Source organism: Mesorhizobium sp. M7D.F.Ca.US.005.01.1.1, from assembly GCF_003952545.1.
GTDB classification, from domain to species: domain Bacteria; phylum Pseudomonadota; class Alphaproteobacteria; order Rhizobiales; family Rhizobiaceae; genus Mesorhizobium; species Mesorhizobium loti.
In genome coordinates this window covers 1,196,839-1,223,279 of sequence record NZ_CP034453.1, presented here as the reverse complement: position 1 = coordinate 1,223,279, position 26,441 = coordinate 1,196,839, and the positions used below count along the sequence as shown (strand labels likewise).

The following is a 26,441-nucleotide window of genomic DNA, read 5'->3' as shown; positions in this document are numbered from 1 at the left end:
TCATCCCCTGAACGCCGGCAGGGTCAAGCCCTTGACGCCGACGTCGAGCGCAAACAATCCGCCCGGATTCTTCTGGCCGACAAAGTGGCTGGCCGGACGCCGGAGCACGGCCGAGGTGACATAGAGGATGTCTAGATCCTTGCCGCCGAATTCGCAGCAGGTCGGCAGGTCGGTCGGCAACAGCACGGTCTGCATCAGCCGGCCATCGGGATCGTAGCGGCAGACCTTGCTGGTCACCGGGATGGTCACCCAGTAGCAACCCTCGGCATCGACGGTGGCGCCGTCGGCGAGACCGCCGGTCACCGTCATGTCGATGAAGGTGCGGCGGTTTTCGATGTCGCCCGTGGCGGGGTCGAAATCATAGGCCCAGACCGCGCCGGCATGGCTGTCGGAGAAATACATGACCTTTGAATCCGGGCTCCAGGCCAGTCCGTTGGAGCAGCCGATGCCGTCGATCATCTTGTGTACCGAAAGGTCGGGATCGAGCCGGTAGAGCGCGCCGATGAATTCGATCGGCTGGCCCGGCACCTCGAACATGGTGCCCGACCAGAACCGGCCCTGGCGGTCAGGCTTGCCGTCGTTGAAGCGGGTCTTCGGCATATGCGCTTCCGGGTCGACGATCGCTTCGAACGTGCCGGTCGCCGGATCGAAGAAATGGAAGCCGTTAGTCATCGTCAGGACCAAGCCGCCCTTCTCGCGCAGGCCGAGGCAGCCGAGATATTCCGGCGTCTCGAACACATCGTCCTTGCCGGTCGACGGATCGTAGCGGTGGATCAGCTTCTTCCAGATGTCTATCCACCAGAGCACACCGGCCTTGGGGTCCCAAAGCGTGCCTTCGCCAAGCTCGGCTCCGGCATCGACGACGCAAGAAATTTCGACCATGGTCAGCCCTCTCTTCTGCGCAGCCTGCCGCCGAGGCCGGCGAAGGTCTCGCTGCCGATCGACACGGTGAGCAGGATCACCGCGCCGTAGACGATGAGCAGTGCTCCGCTCGACAGGTTGAGCGCCGGCAGCAGTCCGGTGAGGATCGTCAGCACCATGGCGCCGGCGACGGTGCCGAGATAGTGGCCGCTGCCGCCGAGGATCGAGGCGCCGCCGATGGCGACCGCCGCGATCGAGGTGAACAGATAGGCGTCGCCCATGCCGAGATAGGCCTGGCCGGAATAGCCGGTCAGAAGCATTCCGGCAAAGGCGGCGGTGAGGCCCGAGATGACATAGGTCAGGATGGTGGTGCGCGCCGTCGGCACGCCGGAGAATTCGGCCACGGTGGCGCTGGTGCCCAGCGCATAGAGATGGCGGCCGAACGCCGCCTTGGAAAGCAGCAACGTCGCCACCAGGGTCAGAGCCAGCCAGATCAGCGCGATCACCGGGAAACCGCCAATGCGCCCGACCGACAGGAACTGGATCAGGGCCGGCGCCGAAGGGGTCGGCGAACCGCCGGTCAGCACCAGGATCAACCCTTGCAGGATGACGTTGGTGGCCAGCGTCATGATGATCGGCGGTACGCCGAACTGGGCGACCCCGACGCCGTTGATCAGGCCGATAAAGGCGCCGCCGGCAAGCAGCAACGGCATGACCCAGACCAGTGGCACGTCCTGGCCGCCGCATAGCAGCGCCATGACGATGGCCGCCGAATTGAGCACCCAGGGCACCGACAGGTCGATGCCGCCGCCGATGATGACGAAGGTCTGGCCGAGCGCGACGATGCCGACGAAGGCCGCCAGCACGACGGTGGAGCGCATGTTGGAGACCGACAGGAAGCCCGGCGAGAACAAAGCCGTGACCAGGAGCAGCACGACCATGCCGGCATAGCCGAGCACGATGAGGCGGTTGCGGGCGAGGAAGGCGCTCATTGGACACGGTTCCTTGCGGCCTTTTCGGCGACGGAACTCGCCAGCACCGAGAGCAGAAGGATGACGCCGGAAGCAACCGGCTGCCAGTAGCTCGACACATGCAGGACGAAGACCAGATTGCCGATGAGGGTCAGCACGAAGGCGCCGATCAGGGTGCCGGCCAGATGCCCGCGGCCGCCGAACAGGCTGACACCGCCGATGACCGCCGCCGCCACCGAAGGCAGGATGTAGTCCTTGCCGATGGTCGGGGAGCCGGCGCCGGTCTGTGTCGTCAGGTAGAGCGCCGCACCCGCCGCGAACAGGCCTGAGAGACCGTAGGTGATGACATTGACCCGGGTGATCGAGACGCCCGACAGGAAGGCCGACTTTTCGTTGGAGCCCGTCGCCTGGATGGTGACGCCGACGCGCGTCGCCCGGAACCACCACCAGAACAGCAAAAGTGCCAGCAGCATCCAGACCGGGCTGGTCAGGCCGAACAGCTGGGCATAACCGAAGCCGACCCACCAGCCGGGAACGCTGCCGCCATCGGTCGGCAGGATGATCATGGCGACGCCGTTGAGGATCGACCAGGTGGCGAGCGTGACCAGGAAGGGCTGCAGTTTCAGCAGTGAGATCAGTAGGCCGTTGAGCGCGCCGATCAGGAAGCCGAGGGCCAGAATGGCCAGGGTCCACAACGCGACGGTCGACGGGTCGTCGGTGAAGCGCGTTGCCGCGATCACCGTGCCGAGGCTGATCATGCCGCCGATCGACAGGTCGATGCCGCCGCGCACCAGCACGATGGTCTGGCCGGTTGCCGCCAGCATCAGCGTCATCGCCGCCGCCGTGTCGAGGTTGATCTCGTCCAGCGAGAAGACACCGGACTGCAGGCTGCCATAGATGGCAACGATCAAGGCCAGCATCAGGCAGGCGACCAGGAACGGCGCGCGGTCGAGCGCGCGGCCGCGCCAATCGATGCCGGGCCTGGCGGGGTTCATTTCGACTGGCCTTTGCGCCATCTCAACAGGTCTCTCTGCGACTGACATCACCATGCCTCAGGCCGCCTCGCTTTCAAGCATGGCGGCGCGCAAAATGCTTGCTTCCGAGATACGGTCACCCTCCAGAGTGGCGGCGATACCGCCGTTGCGCATCACCAGCACGCGGTCGGCGACATGGACGAGTTCCGGCATGTCGCTCGAATGGAACAGGATCGCATAGCCCTTGGCCGCGAGATCCCGCATCAGCTGGAAGATTTCCCCCTTGGTGCCGACATCGACGCCGCGCGTCGGGTCGTAGAGCAGCAGCACGCGCGCTTGCGTGAGCAGCATCTTGCCGAAGATCACCTTCTGCTGGTTGCCGCCGGACAGCGTGCCGGCAAGCTGCTCCGGCGTGCCGGCCTTGATGCGCAGGAAATCGACCATCTCCTTGACCAGGGCAGCTTCCTTTTGTCGGCTCAGCAAGCCATTTTCGGTGAAGCGCTTGATGACCGACAGGGTCAGGTTCTCGCGCACGCTCTTGGTCAAAAGCAGGCCCTGCCCGCGCCGGTCCTCGGGCACCAGCGCGATGCCGTCCTTGCCGGTCAGCGCCTGGCGCGGATTGCCGATCGAAACCGGCTTGCCCCACAGTTCGACGGTGCCGCTCGCCTTGCTGGCGCCGAACAGCGACTGGAACAGTTCGCGCTGGCCGTGGCCTTGCAGCCCGCCGACGCCGAGCACCTCGCCCTCGCGCAGCGCAAAATCGACGCCGGAGAGCCGGCTGCCGCTGGAAAAGCCCTTGACGCTGAGCGCGACGCGATCGGTCGCGGTGGCAATCCGTTCGGGATAGAGCCTGTCGAGATGCCGGCCGATCATCTGGGTGACGATCTCGTTGTCGGACACCGCATTGGCCTCATGAACGGCAATGGTGCTGCCATTGCGGAAGATGGTCAGCCGGTCGGCGATGGCGCGCACCTCGGCCATGCGGTGCGAGATGAAGATGACCAGCCTGCCCTCGGCGGCCAGTTGCCGGGTGAGTTTCAGCAGCCATTCGGCCTCGCGCGCGGGCAGCGCCGAGGTCGCCTCATCGAGAATCAGGATGCGCGGATCCTTGGCCAGGCCCTTGGCGATCTCGACGATCTGCCGTTCGGCCAATGTCAGCCGGCGCAACTCCTGCTCGGGGCGCAGCGCGGGGAACTTGTACTTGTCGAGAAGCGCCAGCGTCTTGCGCCGCATCTCTGCGCGATTGACGGTGCTCAGGAGCGTCCTTGGTTCGTGGCGAAACCAGATGTTCTGCTCGACGCTCAGATCAGGGATCAGCGACAGTTCCTGGAAGACGGCGGCGATGCCGCGCGCCTGGGCAGCATCCGGATTGGCCGGGCGATAGTCCTGGCCATCGACCAGGATCGAGCCGCCGTCATGCCGCACAGCACCGGATAGGATCTGGATGAAGGTGCTCTTTCCCGCGCCATTCTCGCCGAGCAGCGCGTGTACCTCGCCGGCGCGGGCACTGAATGTCGCCTCGCTCAGCGCGACGATGCCGCCGTAGCGTTTGGACAGGCCTTTGACGGTGACGAGGTCCATGAATGCGCCTTCGAAAAGCTCTCCCGACATCTTGCGATGCCGGGAGACAGGGTCGTGGTCACAGGATGTTACTTGCTGCCAGCGGCTTCCGCAGCGGTGATCTCGACCCAGTCGGGCGTGATCGGCAGCGTCAGGCCGGGCGCCTGGTCGGGGAAGGCATTCTCGCCGACCGCGATCTTGATCATCTTGGTGCCCGGATAAAGCTTGGACTCGAAGGGATCGGTGGTGACGAAGTCGCCCTTGACCGAGATCGAGCGTTCGGCCGGCTTCTTGCCGGTGTCGAGAATATCGACCGCCAGCCTGATCAATTCCGAAGAGAGATAGGCCGGGTTCGAGCCGAGGATACACTTGGCGCCTTTAGTCTGCGCGCAGGTAAGGGCGGCTACATTGTAGGAGAAGCCGACGACCGGGACGATCGGCCGGCCGGCATCCTTGAGCGCCTGGATGGCGCCCGATCCGTAGCCTTGCGTCATGATGCCGTCGATCTGCGGATTGGCGGCAAGCAAGGCGGCGACCCCCGACTGCTCCGGTCCAAGCGCGTAATTGCCGTTGTAGTAGCCGACCACCTTGATGTCGGGATATTTGGCCAGCACCTTCTCATAGCCCTGCTGCAATTGGGCCGAGATCGGCGCGCCGGCGAGACCACGGTCGAGGATGATGTTGCCCTTGCCACCAAGCTGCGTGGCCATCCACTCGGCCATGACGGAGGGGATGCGGTCCCAGTCGGAAGCGACGGCATAGGCGCAGGGCTCGGTCACCACCTGATCGAAGCTGATGACGACGATGCCGGCGTCACAAGCCTTCTTGATGGTCGGGTTCAAAGCCGAATCCGAGCCGGCATCGACGAGGATGGCGTCCGGCTTCTGGCGGATGATGTTGTTCAGCGAGTTGATCTGCGCCTGAACGGTGTTCTCGACATTCTCGATCTTGAGGTCGACGCGGCCCTTCAGCGGTCCCTTGTTGACCGAAACGGTGGCGACGCGCTCCATCTGCTGGCGCCAGTCATTGCCGACGAAATTGTTCGAGAGGTAGATGGTGTAGGGCTTCTTGTCCTCGGCGCGGCTCGGCGTCGTGCTGATGGCGATTGCAGACATGGCAAGCGCTGCCACTCCTATGCAAACTGTCTTCAGTTTCATGGTCTCTCCTCCTTCGTGTTTCCTGCATCAGCCAGCGACGGACTTCGCCATCTTGGTGGGTGCTGCATGCAAATTGATACCGGTACCAAAACGCCTTGTCAATTTAAGCCAAGGCGCATTGGGGGCGCTTCGAGGCGACCATTTCGCCGCCGATTGGCAGACGCCGCTCATTTCGCGCCGGCGGCCTCGGCCGGGGTGATTTCAACCCAGTCCGGGCTGACCGGAAGAAATAGGCCGGGCGCCATGTCCGGAAAGGCGTTCTTGCCGACCTCGATCTTCTGCATGGCCGCATCGGGGAACAATTCCGACGCGATCGGATCGGTGGTGAGGAAGGCATTGCGCAGCAGGATCTTCTTCTCGGCCGGCTTCTTGCCGTCGAGGATCTCGACCGCCAGCTTCAGGGCCTCGGCCGACAGATAGGCCGGGTTGGGCGCCAGGATACACTGGGCGCCTTGCGTCTGGGCGCAGGTCGTCGTCGTCAGGTTGAAGGGACTGCCGGTGATCGGAACGATCGGACGGCCGGCATCCTGCAGCGCCTTGATCGCTCCGGCGCCGTAGCCCTGGACGAAGATGGCGTCGACCTGCGGGTGGGCCGCCAGCAGGCTGGCGACGCCGGCCTGTTCCGGTCCCAGCGCATAGTCGCCGTTGAAATAGCCGACCACTTCAATGCCCGGGTATTTCTTGATGACTTCCTCGAAACCACCCTGCAGCTGGGCAGAGATCGGAGCGCCGGCAAGCCCGCGATCGACGAGGATCTTGCCCTTGCCGCCGAGTTTCTTGACCAGCCATTCGGCCTCCACGCGCGGTGCTCGGCCCCAGTCGGACTCCATCGTGTAGGCGCAGGGCGCGCTGACGATCTGGTCGAAGGCGATAATCAGAATGCCTGCATCGCAAGCCTTCTGGATCGTCGGGTTGAGCGCTTCGCCCGAGCCCGCATCGATGATGATGGCGTCGGGCTTGTTGCGGATGATGTTGTTGAGGGAATTGATCTGCGCCTGGACCGTGGTCTCGACCACTTCGACCTTCAGATCGACACGACCGGCGAGCGGCGGTTTTTTCACCGCGATGTCGGCACTGCGAAGCATCTGCTGGCGCCAGTCATTGCCGACGAAATTGTTCGAGAGATAGATCGTGTAGGGCTTCTTGTCCTGTGCGTTGGCCGGCACGGCATCGATCGACAGCAACGTCGTCGCGATCACCGCAAGGCCGGCGAAAAATGCGCCTGCTTTCATGACTTCCTCCTCCCGTGTTTGTTGTCGGCCGCGCGAACGCCGCCGCCTAGTCAAGTGCCTTCGAGGCACGCCCCCTTATGGACAGACTTTGTTTCGTGCATGCCGTTACCCCGGAACCGCTGCGCACATTTGGGCGACATGCCCCAGGCAAATGCTCGGCAGCGGATGTGGTCGCGCATCCACGTTCGATCGTGGTTCTCGGCGCGGCCTTCATCCTAGCTATGATGCTATTATAATTTTATAAAACTGTCCATGGGCGCGATACGGAAATCCGCGTGGACAATCGCGCCGATCGGGCCCGCCGGGCGGGTTCAGGCCAGGTCGTTCGGCGCGTCGTAGCTGATGCTGAAGAGATCGGCCGGATGACGGGCTATGGTGAACTCGATGCTCTGCTGGTCGGCAGACTGATAGAGCATCTCCACGCTCAGGACCGCACTGCCAAGAGCGACGCCGAGGTCTTCCGCGATGGCCTCGTCGGCGATCTCGGCGCGGACCGTGACATGCGCGACGTCCAGCCGAAGGCCGAGATGCCGTTGCACCGAGCGAAAGATCAGCACGTCGGAAAAATCGTCCCGCTTCAGCTTCGCTCCGACAGCAGGCGGGAAATAGCTGGTGATCTGCGCCTTCTTCTGCTCGCCCACCGACAGGATGCCGCGAAGACAGTAACCCGCCTCGTCCTTGGCCATGCCGAAATGGCGCTGGAGCACGGGGGAAACCTCCTTGCGATAGGATTTCACCGTCAGTTGCGCGTCCTTGGTGAACGCCGCCATGTCGGCGAAATTCTTGAATTTCCAGCTCAGATTGACCGACGGATTGCGCGCCGTGACCACAGCCGGCTTCGCCGACCGTTTTCTGATCAGCCCGTCGGCCTCGAGGTCTCGCAACGCTTGCCGCACCGTGATCAGGCTAACACCAAAGTGCTCGGCAATGGTCGCTTCCTTCGGCAGTTCGCCGCCGACGGGGAAGGTGCCGTTGCCGATCGGCTCGCGCAGTATGTCGGCTAGCTGGCGATACAGCGGCCCGTTCGAGCGGCCGAGCGTGCGCCGGGGAAGACTGTCGATGGTGGGAACGGAGTTATCCATGAGCCTCGTCGCGCCTGTGTCGAAGCTTTTATAATAGCTTCCTTGCCCGGAGGCTAGGCGATGCCGACGACGATCGGCAACATCAGACCAAGAGGCGGAGCGGATGTTCGATCGCCGATTTCAGGGCGGTGAGCCACGCCGCGGCGGTAACCTCGTCAACGCTTGCCGCATCCGTGATGAGCAGGCATTCGGCATGGTCGCCTGCGGTGCTGACCGAGACAGCCAGGCGCATGGCGCGGCCCGGCAACAGCGGCAGCATCAGCGGCCGGATGTCGCTCGCCGGCAGCAGGCGGATGGACAGCAGCGCCGGCATTTCCGCGTCGTCGCGACTGTCGGCCAGGCCTGCAAGCCGCGTCGCGTGCAGCGACGTCAGGGGCATCTCGGGGACGGTCGCAAACACCGCTTGCCGGCCTGCCAGTTCCATCGCCACCGAAGTGTCGCTGGCCTTGGCGGCATCCGGGATCTCACCGCATACACGACCCACCGCGCGCAACAGCACGTCGTCAAAGTCGAACGCCCTCCCTGTGCTCTCCAGCGCGGCCAGCAGGTCTCGCAGCGCGATCAGCGCAACCGACGCCGCAAAGGCGGCAGTGCGGGGAGCAGCAACGGAAGGGGCGACGATGCCAGGCAGGTTTACGGGCGTGGCGACCGGAACGAAGCCCAGCACATCGGCGGCCAGAATGCGGCCACCCGGTCCGCTGCCACGAAGGGTTTCGAGCAGAAGAGCGCGCTCGCGCGCCAGGCGGCGTGCATAGGGCGAAACAGCCAGCCGCGGTGTCTGCGCCACCGCCATGTTCATTTCAGATACTCTGCATTGACGCAGTTGGTGAGCCGGCCCTCGGCGAGATAGGCGTGCACGACCTCGATCGATTTCAGCCTGAGGTCGCGCATCGATGCCGGGCTGTAGAAGGCCGCGTGCGGTGTGACGATCAGCCGGTTGGCGATCCACGGCTCGCGGCGGCGCCATGCCGCCAGCAACGGATGGTCGAGGTCGCCGGGTTCGTTCGGCAGCACATCGAGCCCCGCTCCCGCGACTGTGCCCTTGCGCATCGCGGCTTCCAGCGCGTCGAGATCGACGATCGGGCCGCGCGCCGTGTTGATGAGGACAAGTCCAGGCTTGGCGGCGGCGAAGGCGGCCTCGCCAAGCAGCTTGCGGGTTTCCTCGCTCAACGGCGCGTGGACACTGACCACATCCGCCCGCCCCATCAGTTCGGCCAGCGAATGGACCCGCTCGTAGCCGGTCGACAGGTCGACGCCGGACAGAAGATGCGGATCGTAGAACACCACCTTCATGTCGAAGGCGGCGGCGCGGCGCGCCGTGGCCAGCCCGATGCGGCCAAGCCCGACAATGCCGAAAATGGCGCCCTTGTGCCGGCGCACCAGCGGCGCTTTGGAGAAATGCCAGCCCTCGGTGCCATGGCCGGCAAGCTCCGTGCCATAGGCCGAGGTGCCGCGCGTCAGCGCCAGCATCAGGCCGATGGCGTGGTCGGCGACTTCCGTTGTGCCGTAGTCCGGCACATTGCAGGCAGGGATCCCGCGCGCGCCCCAGCCTGCCGTGTCGATGTTGTCGAAGCCGACGCCGGAGCGCACCGCGATCCTCGCCTTTGGGAAAGCGGTCGGAGCGGCGGCGACATTGTGGGTGGGCGAATAGTTGATGACGGCATCGACCGTCTCGCAGACAGCCGGATCGAGACTGGCGGCCTTGTCGTTGGTCGACCGGGCGAGGATGAGCTCGATGTCAGGATAGTGCTCGCGCTCAAGTTCGGCCTCGTCGGCGGCTTGCCAATTGGCGCACAGGATCTTCATGCTTTGCCCTTCGGATTTCACGTGGGAGGTGGTTATTTCTTGATGCAGCCGATGCGGCCGCCCATCGGCACGACGGCGCCGACCGGCTGGTCGATCGCGCTTAGCGTGCCGCTGATCGGCGCCTCGATCTCGACCACGGCCTTGTCGGTCTCGATCTCAGCGATCAGTTCGCCCTCCTTGATCGCATCGCCGACCGCCTTCAGCCATTTGACGACGGTGCCTTCGCTGACGGTGAGGTCGCCGAACGGCATGGTTATCGGCTCGTCGTCGCTGGCGGCAGGTGCAGTCGTTAGCGCCGGCGTGGCGGGCTGCGGCTTGGCTGGAGCGGGCACAGGCTTAGCCGGCGCAGCACTTTTCAGGCCGACCGTGTACCAGTGATCCGGCACCGGCGGCTTGCCCGCGATGACGTCGCGCACGCCCTGGACGATGCGCGCCGTGTCGACCAGCATTGCGCGCTCCAGCACCGGCGCGAAAGGATGAGAGGTCGGCGCAGTGTGCAGCCTGCCGGGCGGCGCGTCGAGTTCGTCGAAGGCGAGTTCGTTGATGGCCTGCGCGATCTCGCCGCCGAGGCCGCACATCGCCCAGGCTTCGTCGACGATAAGCAGATGGTGAGTCTTGCGCACGCTGGCGACGATCGTGTCGATGTCGAGCGGCATGATGGTGCGCGGATCGATCACCTCGGCCTCGATGCCTTCCGCCGCCAATGCCGCAGCCGCCTCCAGCGCGCGCTGCACCATCTGGCCGGCGGCGACGATGGTGATGTCGGTGCCGGCCCGCGCGATGCGCGCGACGCCGAACGGCACATAATGTTCGCCGACCGGCACCTCGCCCTTGGAGGCGAACAGAGCCTTGGGTTCGAGCATGATGACGGGATCGCCGGCCCGCAGCGCCGTCTTCATCAGGCCTTTCGCATCGGCCGGGGTCGAGGGCACGCAGACGATGAGGCCCGGCATGTGGGCGAAGACCGGGTGATAGATGCCGCTGTGATGCGGGCCGGAGCTGCGCAACGCGCCGGCGCCGACACGCACCACCATCGGCGCGCTCATCAGGCCGCTGGTCATGTAGCGCAGCTTCGCTGCCTGCAGGAAGATCTGCCCAGCGGTCTCGAAGGCGAAGTCGGCGAACATCAGGTCCGAGACAGTGCGCGCACCGGTGGCCGAGGCGCCGACGGCGGCGGCGGTAAAACCCTGTTCGGAGATCGGCGTGTCGACCATGCGCTCGGCGCCGAACTCCTGCCAGAGGTTCTTGGTGTGGGCGAAGCTACCGCCGCGTTCACCGGTGCCCTCGCCGAAATAGAGGATCGCCGGATCGGCGCGCATCTCCTCGGCGATGCCGTCGCGCACCGCCTCCAGCCAGCCTTGCGTGCGCGTCTCGCCGACGGCACGCCAAGCCAAGGCGGCCGGCGGGTTGATCGGATCTGCAAAGACATGCAGGCGCACGGTCGCCGGGTCGGGCTCGGGCGAGTTGCGGGCGAAGGCCAGCGCCTCCTCGACCACCTTCTCGATACGGCTTTCGATGGCCGCCAATGCCTCGGCATCGGCAACGCCATACTCCTCGACCAGCTTCTTGCGGAACATGTCGATCGGATCGCGCTTGATCCAGGCGTCGAGTTCTTCCTGCGTCCGGTAGGTGCCGATGACCGGGTCGCCTTCATGGTGGCCGACGGTGCGATAGGTCTTGGCCTCGATCAGCGTCGGGCCCTTGCCGGCGCGGGCGCGCTCGGTGGCTTCCTTCATCGCCAGCCAGACGGCGAAGACGTCGTTGCCGTCGACCGCAACGCCGGGCATGCCGTAGGAGGCGGCCTTGGTGGCGATCTCGGGATTGAGCGTGACGGAGTTGAGCGGCGTCGCCGTGGCGTAGAGGTTGTTCTCGCAGACGAAGACCGCCGGCGCCCGCTGCACGGCGGCGAAATTGAGCGCCTCGTGGAAGCCGCCATGGTTGGCGGCACCGTCGCCGAAGAAGGCGACACCGATGTCGTCACGCCCCTGCTGGCGCGCGCTCATGCCGATGCCGACGGCATGGCCGATGCCGGCGGCGACAATGCCATTGGTGCCGAACAGGCCGACCGAGCGGTCGTAGAGATGCATGGTGCCGCCGCGGCCGCCGCAGATGCCGTCGGCCTTGCCGAACAGCTCGGCCATCACCCGCCCTGGGTTGGCGCCCTTGGCCAGCGCGTGACCGTGGCCACGATGGGTCGAGGTGACCCAGTCGGTCGGGCGCAGATGCGCGCAGACGCCGACCCCGGTCGCCTCCTCGCCGATATAGAGATGCAGGAAGCCGGGCGTCTCGCCCTTGCGGCAAGCGATCTGGGCAATGCTTTCGAAGCGGCGCAACAGCACCATGCGTTCGAACAGGTCGAGCAGGATCTTCCGGTCGGGGAGGTTTGGCGCACCCCTGGAATCCTCGCGTGCGCGCGCCGCAGAAATTGCCACCAAAGCCTCCCTGAACCCGTCTGCGCCGGTCAGCACAACGCCGGCGGCGAGCTTGTGGGTCGCCCGCTTCGGTCCATCATAGATTATAATAGCATAATGTCTACTGGCTCAGAAAAGAGCCCGCTGACGGCTAGATTTTCGTGATGCGCACGGTCGCGTCGGGCCGCTGGAACAGCTCGGGCCGCAGGCTGAGACCAAGCCCCGGCCCTTCGAGCGGCGCGACATGACCATTGCTGACCGGCGGTATGTCGGCGACGATCTCGGTGTACCAGCCGGTGAAATAGGCGCGCACCGCTTCCTGGTAATTGACGTTCGGCAAGGTGGCTGAGAGCGCGCAACTGGCGGCATAGACGATCGGCCCGGTGCAGTCATGCAGGGTCACCGGCAGTTCGCTGGCTTCGGCCATGTTGGCGATCTTGCGCGCTTCCGAGAGGCCGCCGCACCAGGCGAGGTCGATCATGATCACGCTAGCCGCGCGCTTGTCGATCAGCTGCTTGAACATCTGACGCGAGGCCAGCCTTTCGCTGGCGGCGACGGGTATCGAGGTGTGGCGGGCAAGCTCGGCCATGGCGTCGAGCTCGTTGTAACGGATCGGCTCCTCCAGCCAGGCGACGTCGTAGGGCTTCAACGCCTCGGCGATGCGCAGCACTGGCGGCAGGGTCCACAGGCCGTGCAGCTCGACCATGATCTCCATGTCGCGGCCGACGGCATCGCGGATCTTCTGGAAGGGCTCCAGCGCCTTGTCGAGGTCGGCAAGCGAAATGCGGGCGCCGTTCGACGCTTCGGCGGCGATGTCGAACGGCCATATCTTCATGGCGCCGATGCCTTCCGACTTCAGGCTCTTGGCGAGGTCGCCGGCATTGTAGCGCCAGGCAAGCAGATCCTCGTACGGTCCCTCATTCGAATCGCCAGCCTTGAGCGACCAGTCCTCGCCACGCTCGAACAGCGCGTTCTTCTTTGTGGCGCGGACATGTTTGTAGCCGGCGCAAGTGTTGTAGATCGGAACGGTTCTGTGGGTGCGCCCGCCGAGCAGCCGCCAGACCGGCTCGCCGAGCGCTTGGCCATAGATGTCCCACAACGCGATGTTGACGGCGGAATTGCCGCGCACCTCGGCGCCGGAATCGCGCGCGCCGACATAGACGCTGCCCAGCGTGCGGTCATGCAACTCGATGTCGCGCGGGTCCTTGCCCAGGAGATAGGCGGCGACATTGTCGTGGATATAGGAGGCGACCGGCCCCGGCGCCCAGAAGGTCTCGCCGGTGCCGATGACGCCGGCATCGGTGTGGACGCGCAGCCAGAACAGGAACGGGAACTCGGCCAGCTGCAGCGTTTCGAGCGCGACGACTTTCATTCTTTCCTCCCGATTCCGACGAGCCGTGTGGCTCGGCCTGCAATAGCATATCCCCGTTGACAGTCATTTATGGTACCGGTATCAATCCCGTCAAGATGGCCACCGGGAGGGTGCTCGCTTGCCTGCCGAAACTCACGATACCACGCGACCGAGGGCACTGGTCACCGGGGCCGCAGGCGGTCTCGGCCGCGAGGTGGCGATCCAGTTGGCTCGGCGCGGCTGTGCCGTCGCAATTGCAGACATCAATGGCGATGGACTGGCCGAAACCGCCCGGCAAATCGGGGATACCGGCGCGGAAACCGAAGCCATAACAGGCGATTTCACGCTGGAGGGAGCGCCGGAAGCGGCGGTGGAAAAAGTGGTCGCGCGCTGGGGCGGGATCGACATCCTGGTCAACAATGCCGGCTACGGCGTGATCGAGCCGTTCCTCGACGCCACCTTCAAAGCGTGGACGCTCACGCTGGCGCTCAATGTCACCGCGCTTGCCATGGCCTGCAAGGCGGCCGGCCGGGTGATGCGCGAGCAGCGTTCGGGGCGCATCGTCAACATCACCTCGCCAGGCTCGCGCATGGCGCTGCCCGATTACACCGCCTACACCGCCAGCAAGGCGGGCGTCGACTCCATCACGCGGGCTGCTGCGGTGGCGCTGGCGCCCTATGGCGTGCTGGTCAACAGCCTGGCGCCGGGCATGATGGACACCGAGATGCAGCGCTCGACAGAGGCCGATCTCGCCCGCGCCAACGGCCGCAATGATCTGCAGGCCTTTCTCGACGAGCGCACCCGCCGCATTCCGCTCGGCCGACGCGCCGAGATTTCCGAGGTCGCCGAAGCGGTCGTCTGGCTGTGCCTCGATTCGCCCAAATACATGACTGCCGAGCGGCTCAACATGTCGGGCGGGCTCGACAAGGACTGATCCAAATGTTGCGAAACTCCCCTCCTGGTACCGCCGATATCGGCGCGCTCCAACGCAAGGCAACACGTTTGCGTCGCCACATGCTGACCATGGCGCGCGGCCAGGGGCAGGGTTATATCGGCCAGGGTCTCGGTATCGCCGATGCGCTGGCCGCACTCTATTTCCACGAACTGCGCTATGACCCGCACAATCTGGCCTGGCCCGATCGCGACCGCTTCCTGTTGTCGACCGGGCACTATTCCATCGCGCTTTGGGCCGCACTTGCCGAGGCCGGTATCATTCCGGTCGAGGAACTGGTCACCTATGGCGCCGACAACAGCCGGCTGGAGATGTCGACGCTCGACACCACGCCCGGCGTCGAGATGATCGGCGGCTCGCTCGGCCATGGCCTGGGACAAGGCGTTGGCCAGGCACTGGGCTTGCGCGTCGATCGCTATAACGCGCGCGTCTTCGTCGAGCTTTCCGATGGCGAGATGCAAGAGGGCTCGACCTGGGAAGCGGCGATGTCGGCCAGCCATTTCAGGCTCGACGGGCTGGTGGCGCTGATCGACTGCAACGGCATTCAGGCCGACGGACCTGTCGTGCTCGATATGGAGCCTGTAGCCGACAAATGGCGCGCCTTCGGCTGGGAAACATTCGAGATCGACGGCAACGACATGACGGCGGTGGTCGGCGCGCTGGCTGGCGCACGTGAGCGCAACGGCAAGCCGAAGGCGATCGTGCTGCGCACGCTGCCGGGCAAGGGCGTGCCGCGCATCGAGAGCAGCGAGAAATCGCATTTCTTCCGCATCGACGTCGCGCAATGGGACGGCATCATCGCCGAGTTCGAGAAGAGCGCGGGAGCGGCCCCATGAGCGGCGCGGCAGTGGAGGCCGGCCGCACGCTGGCCATGGGCCAGGATGAAGCGGTCGGCGGCGGCCGTCGAAGCGTCGAGGCGCCGTTCGGCCGGGCACTGGCCCGGCTCGGCCAGAGCCATCCAGACGTTGTCGGGCTGACCGCCGATCTCGGCAAATACACCGACATCCTGCCGTTCCGCGACGCCTTCCCGGACCGCTTCTTCAATGTCGGCATGGCCGAGCAGAATCTCGTGGCCGTCGCCGCCGGGCTGGCGCGCGCCGGCAAGATGCCGTTCGCCACCACCTATGGCGTGTTCGCAACGCGGCGCGCCTATGATTTCGTCGCCATCGCGCTCGCCCACTCCAACCTCAACGTCAAGATCGTCGCCGGCCTGCCCGGCCTGACGACCGGCTATGGCGGCACGCATCAGGCGATCGAGGATTTGGCGCTGATGCGGATGATCCCCGGTCTCACCATCATCGATCCCTGCGACGCGACCGAGATCGAGGCGGCGACCGAGGCGATCGCCGAGCATCGGGGTCCGGTCTACATGCGGCTGCTGCGTGGCAGCGTGCCTGTCGTGTTCGAACCCGGTTATCGCTTCGAGATCGGCAAGGCGCGGCGGCTCCGCGAAGGGTCGGATGTCGGCATCATCTCGACCGGCTTCATGACCGAGCGGGCGCTGGACGCTGCGGACGCCTTGCGCAAACAAGGCATGTCAGCCGGCGTGCTGCATGTGCCGACCATAAAACCGTTCGACGCCGAGGCAGTGGCTGAGTTCGCGGCCGGCGTCGGCCGTATCGTCACGGCGGAAAACCACGTCGTTGTCGGTGGGCTAGCGAGCCTTGTCGTCGAGACCTTGTTCGATGCCGGTATTGCGAAGAAGGTAACGCGTATCGGCCTGCCCGACCGCTATATCGAATGCGGCGCGGTGCCGACCCTGCAAGCGAAATACGGCCTGACCACCGAGGCCGTCATCGCAACGATTGCTGCGCTGGGCTAGGACTTTCGCATGAAGATCACCGAGATCGAGACCTTTGCCGTCGGCGCCGGGTGGAAGAACTGGCTATTCGTCAAAGTCCATACCGACAGCGGCATTCACGGCGTCGGCGAAGGCACGCTGAACGGCTTCATCAAGACCACCGAAGCCGGCGTGCATGAACTCAAGCATCTGGCCATCGGCCAGGATCCCCGCCGCATCAATGCGCTGGCCAAACGCATGCTGGACAGTGTCTCGCTCGACGGCGGCCATATCCACCGCACGGTCATCGCGGCGGTCGAGGTCGCCTGCTGGGATATTCTGGGCAAGAGCCTCGGCGTGCCGATCCATCAATTGCTCGGCGGCCAGGTGCGCGACAGCGTGCTCGGCTACGCCAATGGCTGGTATCGCACCGAGCGCACGCCGGAAGCCTTTCTCGAGGCCGCCAAGGCGGTGCTGGCCAAAGGCTTCAAGGCGTTCAAGCTCGATCCGTTCGGCACCGCGCAAGGTTTTATAGCGCGCGAGGAGCTGGACCTGTCCTACGCGATCTGCCGGACCTTGCGCGATGAACTGCCCAAGGACACGCTGATCCTGATCGATGTGCATGCCCGCTTCACCGAGATCGCCGCGTTGCAGGCGGCCCAAAAATTCGCCGATCTCGACATCTACTGGTGGGAGGAGCCGACCTCGCGCGACCGGCAGGAAACCGTGCACGAAGTGGCGCATCGATCGCCGATCCCGGTGGCGACCGGCGAGATGTACGACACGGTCGGGCAGTTCTACACGCTTGCCGCCGGCGGTGGCGTCAACATCTTCCAGCCCGAGCCGATGTCGCTCGGCGGTATCACGCCGTCGATGCAGGTGGCCAATCTGGCGCTGGCTCATGGCAGCCATATCGCGCCCCACCAGAGCGGCGGACCGGTGGCGACGGCAGTGTGCCTGCAGCTGGCCGCGGCGGTGCCGAACTTCCTCATCCAGGAACATTTCGACGCCTTCAACGACCCGTGGACGCGCGACCTCGTCACCTGGCATCCGGCCGTCAACCCGGACAATGGCCACTTGTCGCTGCCGGACGCGCCGGGGCTCGGCATCGATCTCAACATCGATGCGATCAAGGATCACCCCTACGATCCCAATGCCTATCTCAACGTCCATGCCGAAGGCTGGGAAAAGCGCCTCGGGCGACGGGAAGAGCGGAAGAACTGATCAGGCGCTGTCGCGGTCGACGATCTCGAAGCCGAGGCTGGTGATGGTCGGCACCTTGGTGTTGCCGCCGAGCCTTGCCAGCAATTGCCGCACCGCGCGCCGGCCCATCTCGTAGCGATTGACCTTCACAGTGGTCAGCGGCGGATAGAGCTGGGCTGCCAGATCCATGTCGCCATAGCCGGCAATGGCGATCCTGCCCGGCACCGCCCAGCGCCGACGATGGCATTCCTGCACGGCGCCGACGGCCAGCGTGTCGCTGGAAAAGAAGATGGCGTCGATGTCCTTGTGGCGGGAGGTCAATGTCACCAGCGCCTCGGCACCGCCTTGGGCGGTGATCGGCACCTCGACCTCCATGTCGTCATGGTTCTTGATGCCGAGTTCAGTGAGTGCGGCGTGATAGCCGGTGCGGCGCTGCTGCAGGCGGTCATTGCCATGGATCGGCGTCGAGACGAAGCCGATGCGCTTGTAGCCCTTGGCCGCCAGATGCATGGTCATGGCATAGGCGGTCTCGAAATTGGAGACGCCGACCACCATGTCGATCGGCTTGCGGCCCTTGATCTCGGATATCTCGACCACCGGCGCACCGCTGCTCTTGAGAAGCGCGCGCGCCGTCTCGCTTTGCACGAAGCTCTGCAGGATCATGCCGACCGGACGCCAGCCGAGCAGATTGCGGATCGATTTCTCCTCGGCTTCCTGTGTGAACTCGCCCTGGACCAGGAGCATCGAATAGCCGCTCTCATGGCATTCGTCGGACATGCCTTGCACCTGTTCGGCGATGCCCGAATTGATCAGCGGCGGCACCACGGTGCCGATCATGCGGCCATTGCCGCGCATGCTCGACGCCAGCCGGTTCGGCACGAAGCCGGCCTGCTCGATGGCCTCGAGCACCTTGGCGCGCGTCTCCGGCGAGACCATGTCGGGATTGGAGAGCGCGCGCGATACCGTCATCGGCGCGACGCCGACGCGCTTGGCGATCTCGCGGACGCCAAGGCGCTGCGGCTTCTTCTCGCCCGCCGGCGGTCTATCGGTCATCACCATGCTCCAAGAGAGCGCGATCCATCAAAAACAATCTCCGGACCACGCGACATCAGCCCATTCATAGCGGTTGCGGCGCGCGCTTTCCAGCGATGCGCCGGTTGCAGCAACCGCCAAACATTTCGCCGTTGACAAGTTATAATATTATAATCTTAATGAGGTCGAGGCGTGCCAGGTTTGGCGCGGGTAAATGGTGCCGGACGCAGAGCCGGCAGCAGGCACCGCCAGGGAGGTCAGGAATGAACAGCGCGGCAGACGTGAGCTCGCCGCCCCGGGACGCGCAATCGTTCCGGCGGCGGCTGATCGGCTTCATTGCCGTCGGCGAAGTCGGCGTGCTGGCCGCCATGGCCCTGCTGATCGCCTTCTTCTGGCTGCTCGAGCCGGCCTTCCTGTCCGAGCGAAACATCCGCGCCATTCTCAACGTTGTGTCGTTTGTCGGCATCATCGCCATCGGCCAGACCATCCTGCTGGTCGCCGGCGAGTTCGACCTGTCCGTCGGCTCGGTGGCCGGACTGTCGGCCGTGGTCGCCGCCAAGCTGATGACGGCAGCCGCCTTGCCGGTCTCGATCGCTATAATCGGTGGCGTCGGCGTCGGCGCGCTGATCGGCCTCGTCAACGGCCTGATCGTCGTCAGGCTCGGCATCCCCGCCTTCATCCAGACGCTCGGCATGCTGTTCATCGGCCAGGGCCTGATCCAAGTGGTGACCGGCGGCTATCCGGTCTACCCGCTGCCACAGACGATCAATACGATCGGCGGCACCGATCTCGCCTTCGGGCTCGGCTGGAGCTTCGCTTTCTTCATCATCGCCGCGGTGATCGCCGACTTCGTCCTGCGGCGCACCGTGCTCGGGCGCAACATGTATGCAACCGGCGGCAACAAGGAAGTGGCGCATCTCGTCGGCATCGACACCAATGCCTACAAAATCGGCGCCTTCATCGTGGTTGGTGCGCTGTCGGCGATCGCCGGCATGTTCGTCATGGCCGATCTCGGCAGTGGCGGCACCTCGATCGGCAGCGGCTGGGAACTGACCGTCATCGCCGGCGTCGTGGTCGGCGGCGTCAGCCTGTTCGGCGGCGCCGGCACGGTTGCCGGCGGCGTCGTCGGCATCCTGATGCTGAAAGTGGTGCAGAGCGGCCTCGTCGTCATCGGCGTCAACTCCAACTGGCAGCAGATCGCGGTCGGCGTGATCATGGTCATGGCCGTCGGCCTCGACATATTGCGCCGCCGCTACTTCATCGCCGGCGCTTGAGCAACCCGCGGGAGAACGTGGACATTACACCGGCAAAAGGCCGGTGAACCAAGGGAGGTAAGACATGAAACTCGATCTGAAAAAAGGGCTGATCCGCGCTGCGCTCACCGCGGCGGTGGTTGCCACGTCGCTGGGCTCGGCGAGCCTTGCCCAGGCGGCCGACATCCATCTGCTGTGGGTGCAGGCGATGAAGGATCATCCCGTGCACCGGCTGATGCAGGCTGGCTTCCTCAACAAGTGCAAGGAACTCGGCTATACCTGCGAGGTCGTCGGCGACCCGAGCGCCACCAACTGGGATATTCCGGCGACATTGCCGTTGGCCGAGGCAGCCCTTGCCCGTACCAAATACGACGCCATCGGCGTCTACGGGGTGGATCCGGCGATCTATTCCTACATCACCAAGCTGGCCAAGGAAGGCTTCCCTATCGTCACCTGGCATGTGCTGCCGCCGGAAGGCACAGTCACCGGCCTCAAGGCAGCGACCGGCGAAGACATCGCCGATGTCGGCGCCAATGCCGCAATCGCCATCGGCGACAAGCTTGGCGGCAAGGGCACGGTGGCGCTGACGCAAGGTGCTTCCAACGACACCGAAAACGCCATGTCGGATGCGTTCCGCAAGACCATCGCGGCGAAATATCCCGGCATCAAGGTGCTCGACACGCAGATGGAAGGTTTTGAGCCGTCAGCGGCCGAGGCCAAGGCCGTGGCGATCCTGCAAGGCAATCCGGACGTGACCGCCGCCTTCGGCACCACCGGCAACAGCATCCAGACCTGGTCGGGTGCGGCGCGCAAGGCCGGACGCGATGTCGTCATCATCGGCATGGATTACATCAGGCAGAATCTCGATTTGGTGAAGTCGGGCGCCGCCTACGGCATCGTCGCTCAGCCGCTGTATGAGGAGAGCGCCAAGGTTGCCGAACTGCTCGGCGATCTCGCCCAGGGCAAGACCGTGCCCTACAGCAACCCGCTGCCGGCCAAGGTGATCACCGCTGCCGATCTCGACCCCTACTACAAGATGCTGGACAGCGCCGGCCAGTAACGCCTGCCGCCGGGTCCGCGCCTTGCGTGGATCCGGCATCTCCTGAGAGGATCGTCGTGTCCAACACCACGCAAGAGCCGCTGTTTGCTGCCACCGGCATCGCCAAGAATTTCGGCGGCGTGCAGGCGCTGCGCGGTGTCGATTTCGATGTGATCCCGGGCGAAATCCACGCTCTGCTTGGTCAGAACGGCGCCGGCAAGTCGACGCTGGTCAAGATCCTCAACGGCGTGCACCCGGCCGGCTCCTACACCGGCACCATCCAACTCGACGGCCGACCCGTCAGTTTTGCCTCGCCCGCCGATGCGCGGTCGAACGGCGTCGGCTATGTGCCGCAGGAAATCGAAGTGCTCGAACAGCTCTCGGTCGCCGAGAACGTCTTTGCCGGCCGCACCGGGCTGGGCGACGGCATGCTGGTGCACCAGCGCAAGCTCGAACAGCGGGCCGGCGCAATCTTTGCCGAGCTTGGCATCGACATCAATCCGAGGGCCTATGTGGCGTCGCTGACCTCGGCGCAGCGGCATCTGGTGATGATTGCGCGTGCCATCGTGCTGAAGCCGCGCGTGCTGATGCTGGACGAGCCGACCGCCTCGCTCTCCGGCACTGAGGTCGACGCGCTGTTCAGCGTGCTGCGCCGCCTCAAGGTGCAAGGCGTGGCGATGATCTACATTACGCATCGCCTGCCTGAAGTGCTCGCCATCTGCGACCGCGCCACCGTTTTGCGTGATGGGCAAGTGGCCGTGCGGATCGCGCGGGAGGACTTTGACGCCGAAACCTTCATCTTCTCGATGTCGGGCCAGCGGCTGCAGCGGCTGTTTCCAGAGCATGCGGCGCCCGTCGGCGCACCGACCGCGCTGGAGGTTCGCCGGCTCACGGTCGCCGGTCACGGCGGCGCTGTTCATGGCGCCAAGGATATCAACCTCTCCGTAGCCGCCGGCGAGATCGTCGGGCTGGCAGGCCTGCTCGGCTCCGGCCGCAGCGAGATCCTGCATGGCATCTATGGCCGCGTGCCGGCAGAGGGCGAAATCCGTGTTACCGGCGAGCCCGTCCCGATCAGATCACCGGGCGACGCTCGTGCCGCCGGCATTGCGCTGCTGACCGAGGACCGCAAGCGCGATGGCTTGCTGTTCAATCTCCCTGTCGGCGCCAATATCACCATCGGCAATCTCGCGCCGTTGTCGCGGCACGGCATGGTGCGCGGCGGGCGGGAACGGAGTTCCATTCTGAGCGCCATGCGCGCGCTCAACGTCAAGGCGTCGTCGCCGCAGGCCGCGGTCACGCATCTGTCGGGCGGCAACCAGCAGAAACTGCTGTTTGCCCGCGTGCTGATGCGGGCGCCGAAAGTGCTGCTGCTCGACGAGCCGACCAAGGGCGTCGACGCGGCGACCCGGCACGAAATCTACCGGCTCGTGGTCGAGTTGGCCGAAAAGGGCGTGGCCCTCCTCATTGTTGCGTCGGAACTCGAAGAGCTGATCGGCCTTTGCGATCGCTGCCTCGTCGTCGCCGATGGCCACATCGTCGACGAATTCAGCCGCGGCGAGGGCGGCGAGGATCGCGTGCTGCGTTCGGTGACCGCGGCGCAGGCGCAGCGCCACGCCATGGCTTCCCAGGTTTCACCATGATGTTTGCCGGCAAACGCGTTTTCGTCACGGGGGCTGCGACCGGCATCGGCCGGGCAACCGCAGAGTACCTCGTCGCGCAGGGCGCCAGGGTCTTTGGGGCCGGGCTGGATGCGGAAGAAGGAAAGGGGCTTGCTGGCCGATACGCCGAGAGCCAATTGATCTTCCGCGAGTGCGATCTCACGCGTGAAGTCGAGGTGCAGGCGGCCGTGGCGGCGGCGACCCAGCAATTCAGCAGGCTCGACGCGGTCGTCAACTGCGCCGGTATCTATCCGACCGGCAAGCGGCTCGAAGAGCTTTCCGACGAGGACTGGGACAGGACCATTGCCGTCAACCTGACAGCCATTTTCCGGGTCTGCCGCGCGACCCTGCCGCTGTTGCGCGCGGCCGGGGGCGGATCGATCGTCAACATCGCCTCCGTGCATGCCGACGCCACGGTGCCCGGCGTGCCAGCCTATGCCGCGACCAAGGCGGCGGTCGTCGGCTTGTCACGGCAGATGGCGCTGGACTATGCCGTCGACCGCATCCGCGTCAACGCCGTGCTGGTCGGCTCCGTTGCCACAAGAATGACGCTGGACGGGCTGGAGGCAGCGGGCGGTGCGGAAGCGCTGGGACTGTCCTTCGAGCCCAACCGGATCGCCCGCATCGCCAATCCTTCAGAGATCGCCACGGCAATAGGCTTCCTGATCTCGGATGCCGCATCCTTCGTCACCGGCAGCGCCATGCAGGTGGATGGCGGTCTGCTGGCGCGGCTACTCTAGTTCAAAAGGCAGGAACGAGACGGTGCCGGCGGCATTTTCGCCGGAGGCGAGCACGATCACGCCCTCGTCCGGATCATCCCATCCGCCACGATTGAAGGCGCCGGAAGCGTTGGTTTGCAGCTCGACGCAGAAATACGGCTTTGTCGGATCGGCGTAGAACATCAGGTGCTTGAAGATGGGATCGGCCTTGATCCGCAGGCCCATCCCGCGGCTTGGAAAGCGAAGCGTCGCTTCCCCGGCCCAGCCCCCATAATCATTGTTGCGCCAGCCGTTCGGCAAAGGCCGGGCATCAGCAAAGTCGAGTTCGGGCGGAAGCGTGACCGGGTCGCCCGAAATGCCCTCGGGCTCTTCGAGATAGAAGCGCCGGGCCCTGAACTGCAGTGTCACGTCCTGGTCGCGATCGAACCAGGGATGCAGGCCAAAGCCGAACGGAAGGGAAGCCGGCCCGGCGTTGGTCAGTGTCGTTGTCACGCTCAGACCCTCGCCGGTAACCGCGAAAGCCTGCGTCGCGCGGTAGGAATAGGGCTCGGCACCGGCGGCGATGTCCAGCGCCAGCGTCGCGCTGGCGGCTCCTGCCTCAGTGACAGCCCAGGCGTGCTGCCAGCCGCTGCCATGCACGTTGAATTTTTCCGGCGGGTTGTTGGGCAGGACCTGCCAGCGTTTCGATGCGAAGTCGAAGGCGTTTCCAGCGATGCGATTGGCATAGGGCGTCATCGGAAACATGGCGACGCCAAGCACATTGCCGGCTTCGCGATCCCGGTCCGAAAGCCGGCGCATGAGATCGATACCGCGCCAGCGTAGCGCGCTCACGCTGCCGCCGATTTGCGGTGCGAGCTCGACCTCCAGCACTCCGGCCTTGAGCGTCAACGGCTCAGAAATTGCGCCCATAGCCTGCCATCCAGCCGCCATCGACACAAAGCATCTGGCCTGTCGTGTAGGTGTTCAGGGGATCGCAGAAGAACAGCACGGCTGCAACCGCTTCCTCGATGCCGCCGGCGCGGCCGACTGGGGTGTGGCTGAGCATCGCCTTGTCGCCGGAAACCATGGTTTCATCCGCGACCGCGCCGACGCCGACGGCGTTGACCAGCACCTTGGGGCCGAACTCCATGGCCAGCGTGCGCATACCGGCAAGGATCGAGGCGTTGTCCATGGAAAAGCGCGGGTGGCGGCGCATCGGCATGCCGGCCGTGGCCGACAGCAGGAAGACGATGCGGCCGCGCCCACGCTCGGTCATGGTCACGGCAGCCTTGCGCGCATCGGCGTAGAGCGCTCTCGGATCGCCCGCCACCGTTCCCGGCCGCAGCGGACAGGACATCAGCAGGATATCGGCTTCCCGCGCATGCGAGCCTTCGACCAGCTGGCCGCCATTGGCCTGCAACGCAACAAGCGCTGCCTCGGCGATCAGGTTGCTGTCGCCATCGAGCGCGATCGCTGCGCCATCGAGGTCGATTTCCATGGCAGCACTCACATCATGTACCCCGCCGTCCAGCCGCCATCGACGGCCAGCACCTGGCCGTTGATGTAGCTGGCGGCCGGCGAGGCCAGGAACAGCACGGTTTCCGCGATTTCCTCGGGCTGGGCCGGACGGCCGAGCGGGACATGGGCGAGGAATTCCTGCGTGCGGCCGGCAAACTTGCCGTCATCGCCGTAAAACAGTTTTGCGGTCAGCGCCGTCATCACCGAGCCCGGCGCGATCGCGTTGGTCAGGATGCCCTTGGCGCCCAGTTCGATGGCCATCGACCGCGTCAGATGGATGATGCCCGCCTTGGCGGCGACGAAGGGGCTTTGCAGCCGCATGGCGGCAAGGCCGACGACCGAGGCGATGTTGACGATGCGCCCGCCCCTGCCGGCGGCGAGCATGGGCGCAAGTGCGGCGCGGCTCATGATGTAGAGACCGTCGAGATCGATGCCGGTGATGCGGTCCCACTCGTCGGCCGGGAATTCGTCTAATGTGACGCGATGCGCCAGCGTGTTGACGCCGGCATTGTTGATGAGGATGTCGAGCCGGCCGTAGCGCTCCATGATGGCGGCGACGGCGCTGTCGACCGAGGCGGCATCGCGGATGTCGACGGTGCAGGCGATCGCATCGCTCAAACCGGCCGCGACCTGGCTCGCACCTTCGCTGTTGATGTCGGCGACGACGACCGCGGCGCCATTGTCGGACAGGCGTTTGGCGATGGAACTGCCGATCGCGCCCGCGGCTCCGGTGACCAGCGCTACCTTGCCTCGCAAATCGCAGCGCATGTCTCGTCCGTCCCCGACCAGTTCGGGTTATGCTATTATAATAATCTCAAAGCGCGGACAAGCTGTCGTGTCGCGGCCGGCGGTTATTCCGCGGCCGCGCCGGCAGCGCTTTTGCGGGTGGCGTCGACCATCAGCCGCCGTTCCCGGAATACGCCCCATTGTTGGTCGACCAGCACGCCGATGAGGATGACGCCGCCCATCACCGCGAAGTTGAGGGAGGACGGGATGCCGAGCAGGTTGACGAGGTTCTGCAGCTCCTGCAGCAGCACCGTGCCGAGGATGACGCCGATCAGCGAGCCCTCGCCGCCGCGCAGCGAGAAGCCGCCGAGCACGGCGGCTGCGATGGCATAGAGCTCGTAGAACTGGCCGTGGCTGGCCGGCGAGATCGAGCGCGTGTACATGGCGAAATAGATCGCCGACAGCGCCGTCAGCACGCCGCAGATGACGTAAGCCGCCATGACGACGCGGCCGGTGCGGATGCCGGAGTACTTCGCCGCCTCCTCGTTCTTGCCGATGGCGTAGAGATAGCGGCCGAACACCGAGCGGTGCAGCACCACCCACATGACGATGGAAATGACGATCAGCGCGATGAAGCTGTTGGGCACGCCATAGGAGCGCCCGGCGGTGAGGAATTCGAGGTCGGGAAAGTTCTGGCCGAAGGCGAAGCCGGCGGTGCCGTCGGCGGTGTAGAAACGGGCGACGCCGCGATAGATCAACAGGCCGCACAGTGTGACGACGAAGGGCTGCAGCTTGAGCCTTGTGATCAGCCAGCCATGCACCAGGCCGATGATGGCGCCGAGCACGAGGATCAGCACGAAGGCCAGCGGCCACGCCACCTCGCGCACGGCGATGAAGTCGATGAACAGCGTCCCTAGGAGCGCGACCACCGAGCCGACCGACAGTTCGATGCCGCCGGTGATGATGACGAAGGCCTGCCCGATCGACAGGATGCCGAACAGGCCGATCAGGTTCGAGGTGTTGGCGAGGTTGATCGGCAACAGGAAGCGCGGATTGATGATCGCAACGATCGCGCCGACCACCAGGATCAGGATCAGCAGGCCGAGATCTTTCTTGCTCATCGTCTTCTCCCCAATGCCTGCCCGGGCAGGTTCCGCGAGACCTGCGGCAAAAACAA

The 26,441-nt window shown here is 65.1% G+C and carries 24 protein-coding genes; 8 read left to right on the top strand and 16 right to left on the bottom strand.

Annotated features, from left to right (window positions below):
• From EJ076_RS05925 to EJ076_RS05875, 11 genes are all read right to left on the bottom strand, one after another.
• Positions 1-882, bottom strand: a complete 882-nt coding sequence (locus EJ076_RS05925) for an SMP-30/gluconolactonase/LRE family protein (RefSeq protein ID WP_126067239.1) — start codon at positions 880-882, stop codon at positions 1-3.
• Positions 883-884: 2 nt separating this feature from the next.
• Positions 885-1,853, bottom strand: a complete 969-nt coding sequence (locus tag EJ076_RS05920) for an ABC transporter permease (protein WP_126067238.1) — start codon at positions 1,851-1,853, stop codon at positions 885-887.
• Positions 1,850-2,827, bottom strand: a complete 978-nt coding sequence (locus EJ076_RS05915; protein ID WP_245462963.1) for an ABC transporter permease — start codon at positions 2,825-2,827, stop codon at positions 1,850-1,852. Before EJ076_RS05915 ends, EJ076_RS05920 begins: the two co-directional genes overlap by 4 nt.
• Positions 2,828-2,884: 57 nt before the next feature.
• On the bottom strand, positions 2,885-4,387 hold the full coding sequence (locus EJ076_RS05910) for a sugar ABC transporter ATP-binding protein (RefSeq protein ID WP_245462962.1): 1,503 nt from the start codon (positions 4,385-4,387) through the stop codon (positions 2,885-2,887).
• 68 nt (positions 4,388-4,455) lie between these two features.
• The gene (locus EJ076_RS05905; protein WP_126067235.1) at positions 4,456-5,523 is read right to left on the bottom strand and encodes a substrate-binding domain-containing protein; all 1,068 of its coding nucleotides are present in this window, start codon (positions 5,521-5,523) and stop codon (positions 4,456-4,458) included.
• 167 nt (positions 5,524-5,690) lie between these two features.
• On the bottom strand, positions 5,691-6,755 hold the full coding sequence (locus EJ076_RS05900; RefSeq protein WP_109667067.1) for a sugar ABC transporter substrate-binding protein: 1,065 nt from the start codon (positions 6,753-6,755) through the stop codon (positions 5,691-5,693).
• Positions 6,756-7,066: 311 nt separating this feature from the next.
• The gene (locus tag EJ076_RS05895; protein WP_126067234.1) at positions 7,067-7,837 is read right to left on the bottom strand and encodes a GntR family transcriptional regulator; all 771 of its coding nucleotides are present in this window, start codon (positions 7,835-7,837) and stop codon (positions 7,067-7,069) included.
• A gap of 82 nt (positions 7,838-7,919) precedes the next feature.
• Positions 7,920-8,636 (bottom strand): E3 binding domain-containing protein, encoded by a 717-nt coding sequence (locus EJ076_RS05890; protein ID WP_126067233.1) that lies wholly within the window; start codon positions 8,634-8,636, stop codon positions 7,920-7,922.
• Complete coding sequence (locus EJ076_RS05885) at positions 8,633-9,643, bottom strand: C-terminal binding protein (RefSeq protein WP_126067232.1); 1,011 nt, start codon at positions 9,641-9,643, stop codon at positions 8,633-8,635. The genes EJ076_RS05890 and EJ076_RS05885 overlap by 4 nt, the downstream gene beginning before the upstream one ends.
• Before the next feature lie 32 nt (positions 9,644-9,675).
• A complete protein-coding gene (locus EJ076_RS05880; protein ID WP_126067231.1) occupies positions 9,676-12,075 on the bottom strand; it encodes a thiamine pyrophosphate-dependent enzyme in 2,400 nt (799 codons plus the stop codon).
• 130 nt (positions 12,076-12,205) lie between these two features.
• On the bottom strand, positions 12,206-13,426 hold the full coding sequence (locus EJ076_RS05875; protein ID WP_109667076.1) for a mandelate racemase/muconate lactonizing enzyme family protein: 1,221 nt from the start codon (positions 13,424-13,426) through the stop codon (positions 12,206-12,208).
• A gap of 118 nt (positions 13,427-13,544) precedes the next feature.
• On the opposite strand from EJ076_RS05875, the gene EJ076_RS05870 reads away from it, so the two are divergent.
• The 4 genes from EJ076_RS05870 to EJ076_RS05855 are packed head-to-tail and all read left to right on the top strand — an operon-like array spanning position 13,545 to position 17,361.
• A complete protein-coding gene (locus EJ076_RS05870; RefSeq protein ID WP_109667078.1) occupies positions 13,545-14,339 on the top strand; it encodes an SDR family oxidoreductase in 795 nt (264 codons plus the stop codon).
• 5 nt (positions 14,340-14,344) lie between these two features.
• Entirely contained in the window at positions 14,345-15,193 is an 849-nt protein-coding gene (locus EJ076_RS05865) for a transketolase (protein WP_126067230.1), read from the top strand.
• The gene (locus EJ076_RS05860; protein WP_126067229.1) at positions 15,190-16,179 is read left to right on the top strand and encodes a transketolase C-terminal domain-containing protein; all 990 of its coding nucleotides are present in this window, start codon (positions 15,190-15,192) and stop codon (positions 16,177-16,179) included. The genes EJ076_RS05865 and EJ076_RS05860 overlap by 4 nt, the downstream gene beginning before the upstream one ends.
• Positions 16,180-16,188: 9 nt before the next feature.
• Complete coding sequence (locus EJ076_RS05855) at positions 16,189-17,361, top strand: mandelate racemase/muconate lactonizing enzyme family protein (RefSeq protein WP_126067228.1); 1,173 nt, start codon at positions 16,189-16,191, stop codon at positions 17,359-17,361.
• Here EJ076_RS05855 and EJ076_RS05850 read toward each other — a convergent pair whose 3' ends face one another.
• On the bottom strand, positions 17,362-18,393 hold the full coding sequence (locus EJ076_RS05850) for a substrate-binding domain-containing protein (protein ID WP_245462961.1): 1,032 nt from the start codon (positions 18,391-18,393) through the stop codon (positions 17,362-17,364).
• A gap of 242 nt (positions 18,394-18,635) precedes the next feature.
• On the opposite strand from EJ076_RS05850, the gene EJ076_RS05845 reads away from it, so the two are divergent.
• The 4 genes from EJ076_RS05845 to EJ076_RS05830 all read left to right on the top strand — a co-directional run bounded on the left by EJ076_RS05845 (position 18,636) and on the right by EJ076_RS05830 (position 23,062).
• A complete protein-coding gene (locus tag EJ076_RS05845; protein WP_126067226.1) occupies positions 18,636-19,646 on the top strand; it encodes an ABC transporter permease in 1,011 nt (336 codons plus the stop codon).
• Between the two features lie 64 nt (positions 19,647-19,710).
• Positions 19,711-20,685 carry a substrate-binding domain-containing protein gene (locus EJ076_RS05840; RefSeq protein ID WP_126067225.1) on the top strand — a complete coding sequence of 325 codons (975 nt, stop codon included), beginning with the start codon at positions 19,711-19,713 and terminating at the stop codon, positions 20,683-20,685.
• Positions 20,686-20,741: 56 nt separating this feature from the next.
• Positions 20,742-22,304 carry a sugar ABC transporter ATP-binding protein gene (locus EJ076_RS05835; RefSeq protein WP_126067224.1) on the top strand — a complete coding sequence of 521 codons (1,563 nt, stop codon included), beginning with the start codon at positions 20,742-20,744 and terminating at the stop codon, positions 22,302-22,304.
• Positions 22,301-23,062, top strand: coding sequence for an SDR family NAD(P)-dependent oxidoreductase (locus EJ076_RS05830; protein ID WP_126067223.1), 762 nt, complete (start codon positions 22,301-22,303; stop codon positions 23,060-23,062). Before EJ076_RS05835 ends, EJ076_RS05830 begins: the two co-directional genes overlap by 4 nt.
• Here the strand turns inward: EJ076_RS05830 and EJ076_RS05825 are convergent.
• From EJ076_RS05825 to EJ076_RS05810, 4 genes are all read right to left on the bottom strand, one after another.
• Entirely contained in the window at positions 23,054-23,950 is an 897-nt protein-coding gene (locus EJ076_RS05825; protein ID WP_126067222.1) for an aldose 1-epimerase, read from the bottom strand. The two genes, EJ076_RS05830 and EJ076_RS05825, sit on opposite strands and share 9 nt — an antisense overlap.
• The gene (locus EJ076_RS05820) at positions 23,934-24,518 is read right to left on the bottom strand and encodes an SDR family oxidoreductase (protein WP_126067221.1); all 585 of its coding nucleotides are present in this window, start codon (positions 24,516-24,518) and stop codon (positions 23,934-23,936) included. Before EJ076_RS05820 ends, EJ076_RS05825 begins: the two co-directional genes overlap by 17 nt.
• A gap of 8 nt (positions 24,519-24,526) precedes the next feature.
• Entirely contained in the window at positions 24,527-25,306 is a 780-nt protein-coding gene (locus EJ076_RS05815; RefSeq protein WP_126067220.1) for an SDR family NAD(P)-dependent oxidoreductase, read from the bottom strand.
• A gap of 83 nt (positions 25,307-25,389) precedes the next feature.
• Positions 25,390-26,385, bottom strand: coding sequence for an ABC transporter permease (locus tag EJ076_RS05810; RefSeq protein ID WP_109667096.1), 996 nt, complete (start codon positions 26,383-26,385; stop codon positions 25,390-25,392).
• Positions 26,386-26,441 lie beyond the last annotated feature (56 nt).

Excerpts from the sequence above, each read along its gene's own strand:
- EJ076_RS05925 (WP_126067239.1), bottom strand. The coding sequence starts at position 882 with ATGGTCGAAATTTCTTGCGTCGTCGATGCCGGAGCCGAGCTTGGCGAA.
- EJ076_RS05920 (WP_126067238.1), bottom strand. The coding sequence starts at position 1,853 with ATGAGCGCCTTCCTCGCCCGCAACCGCCTCATCGTGCTCGGCTATGCC.
- EJ076_RS05915 (WP_245462963.1), bottom strand. The coding sequence starts at position 2,827 with ATGAACCCCGCCAGGCCCGGCATCGATTGGCGCGGCCGCGCGCTCGAC.
- EJ076_RS05910 (WP_245462962.1), bottom strand. The coding sequence starts at position 4,387 with ATGGACCTCGTCACCGTCAAAGGCCTGTCCAAACGCTACGGCGGCATC.
- EJ076_RS05905 (WP_126067235.1), bottom strand. The coding sequence starts at position 5,523 with ATGAAACTGAAGACAGTTTGCATAGGAGTGGCAGCGCTTGCCATGTCT.
- EJ076_RS05900 (WP_109667067.1), bottom strand. The coding sequence starts at position 6,755 with ATGAAAGCAGGCGCATTTTTCGCCGGCCTTGCGGTGATCGCGACGACG.
- EJ076_RS05895 (WP_126067234.1), bottom strand. The coding sequence starts at position 7,837 with ATGGATAACTCCGTTCCCACCATCGACAGTCTTCCCCGGCGCACGCTC.
- EJ076_RS05890 (WP_126067233.1), bottom strand. The coding sequence starts at position 8,636 with ATGAACATGGCGGTGGCGCAGACACCGCGGCTGGCTGTTTCGCCCTAT.
- EJ076_RS05885 (WP_126067232.1), bottom strand. The coding sequence starts at position 9,643 with ATGAAGATCCTGTGCGCCAATTGGCAAGCCGCCGACGAGGCCGAACTT.
- EJ076_RS05875 (WP_109667076.1), bottom strand. The coding sequence starts at position 13,426 with ATGAAAGTCGTCGCGCTCGAAACGCTGCAGCTGGCCGAGTTCCCGTTC.
- EJ076_RS05865 (WP_126067230.1), top strand. The coding sequence starts at position 14,345 with ATGTTGCGAAACTCCCCTCCTGGTACCGCCGATATCGGCGCGCTCCAA.
- EJ076_RS05860 (WP_126067229.1), top strand. The coding sequence starts at position 15,190 with ATGAGCGGCGCGGCAGTGGAGGCCGGCCGCACGCTGGCCATGGGCCAG.
- EJ076_RS05855 (WP_126067228.1), top strand. The coding sequence starts at position 16,189 with ATGAAGATCACCGAGATCGAGACCTTTGCCGTCGGCGCCGGGTGGAAG.
- EJ076_RS05850 (WP_245462961.1), bottom strand. The coding sequence starts at position 18,393 with ATGACCGATAGACCGCCGGCGGGCGAGAAGAAGCCGCAGCGCCTTGGC.
- EJ076_RS05845 (WP_126067226.1), top strand. The coding sequence starts at position 18,636 with ATGAACAGCGCGGCAGACGTGAGCTCGCCGCCCCGGGACGCGCAATCG.
- EJ076_RS05840 (WP_126067225.1), top strand. The coding sequence starts at position 19,711 with ATGAAACTCGATCTGAAAAAAGGGCTGATCCGCGCTGCGCTCACCGCG.
- EJ076_RS05830 (WP_126067223.1), top strand. The coding sequence starts at position 22,301 with ATGATGTTTGCCGGCAAACGCGTTTTCGTCACGGGGGCTGCGACCGGC.
- EJ076_RS05825 (WP_126067222.1), bottom strand. The coding sequence starts at position 23,950 with ATGGGCGCAATTTCTGAGCCGTTGACGCTCAAGGCCGGAGTGCTGGAG.
- EJ076_RS05820 (WP_126067221.1), bottom strand. The coding sequence starts at position 24,518 with ATGGAAATCGACCTCGATGGCGCAGCGATCGCGCTCGATGGCGACAGC.
- EJ076_RS05815 (WP_126067220.1), bottom strand. The coding sequence starts at position 25,306 with ATGCGCTGCGATTTGCGAGGCAAGGTAGCGCTGGTCACCGGAGCCGCG.
- EJ076_RS05810 (WP_109667096.1), bottom strand. The coding sequence starts at position 26,385 with ATGAGCAAGAAAGATCTCGGCCTGCTGATCCTGATCCTGGTGGTCGGC.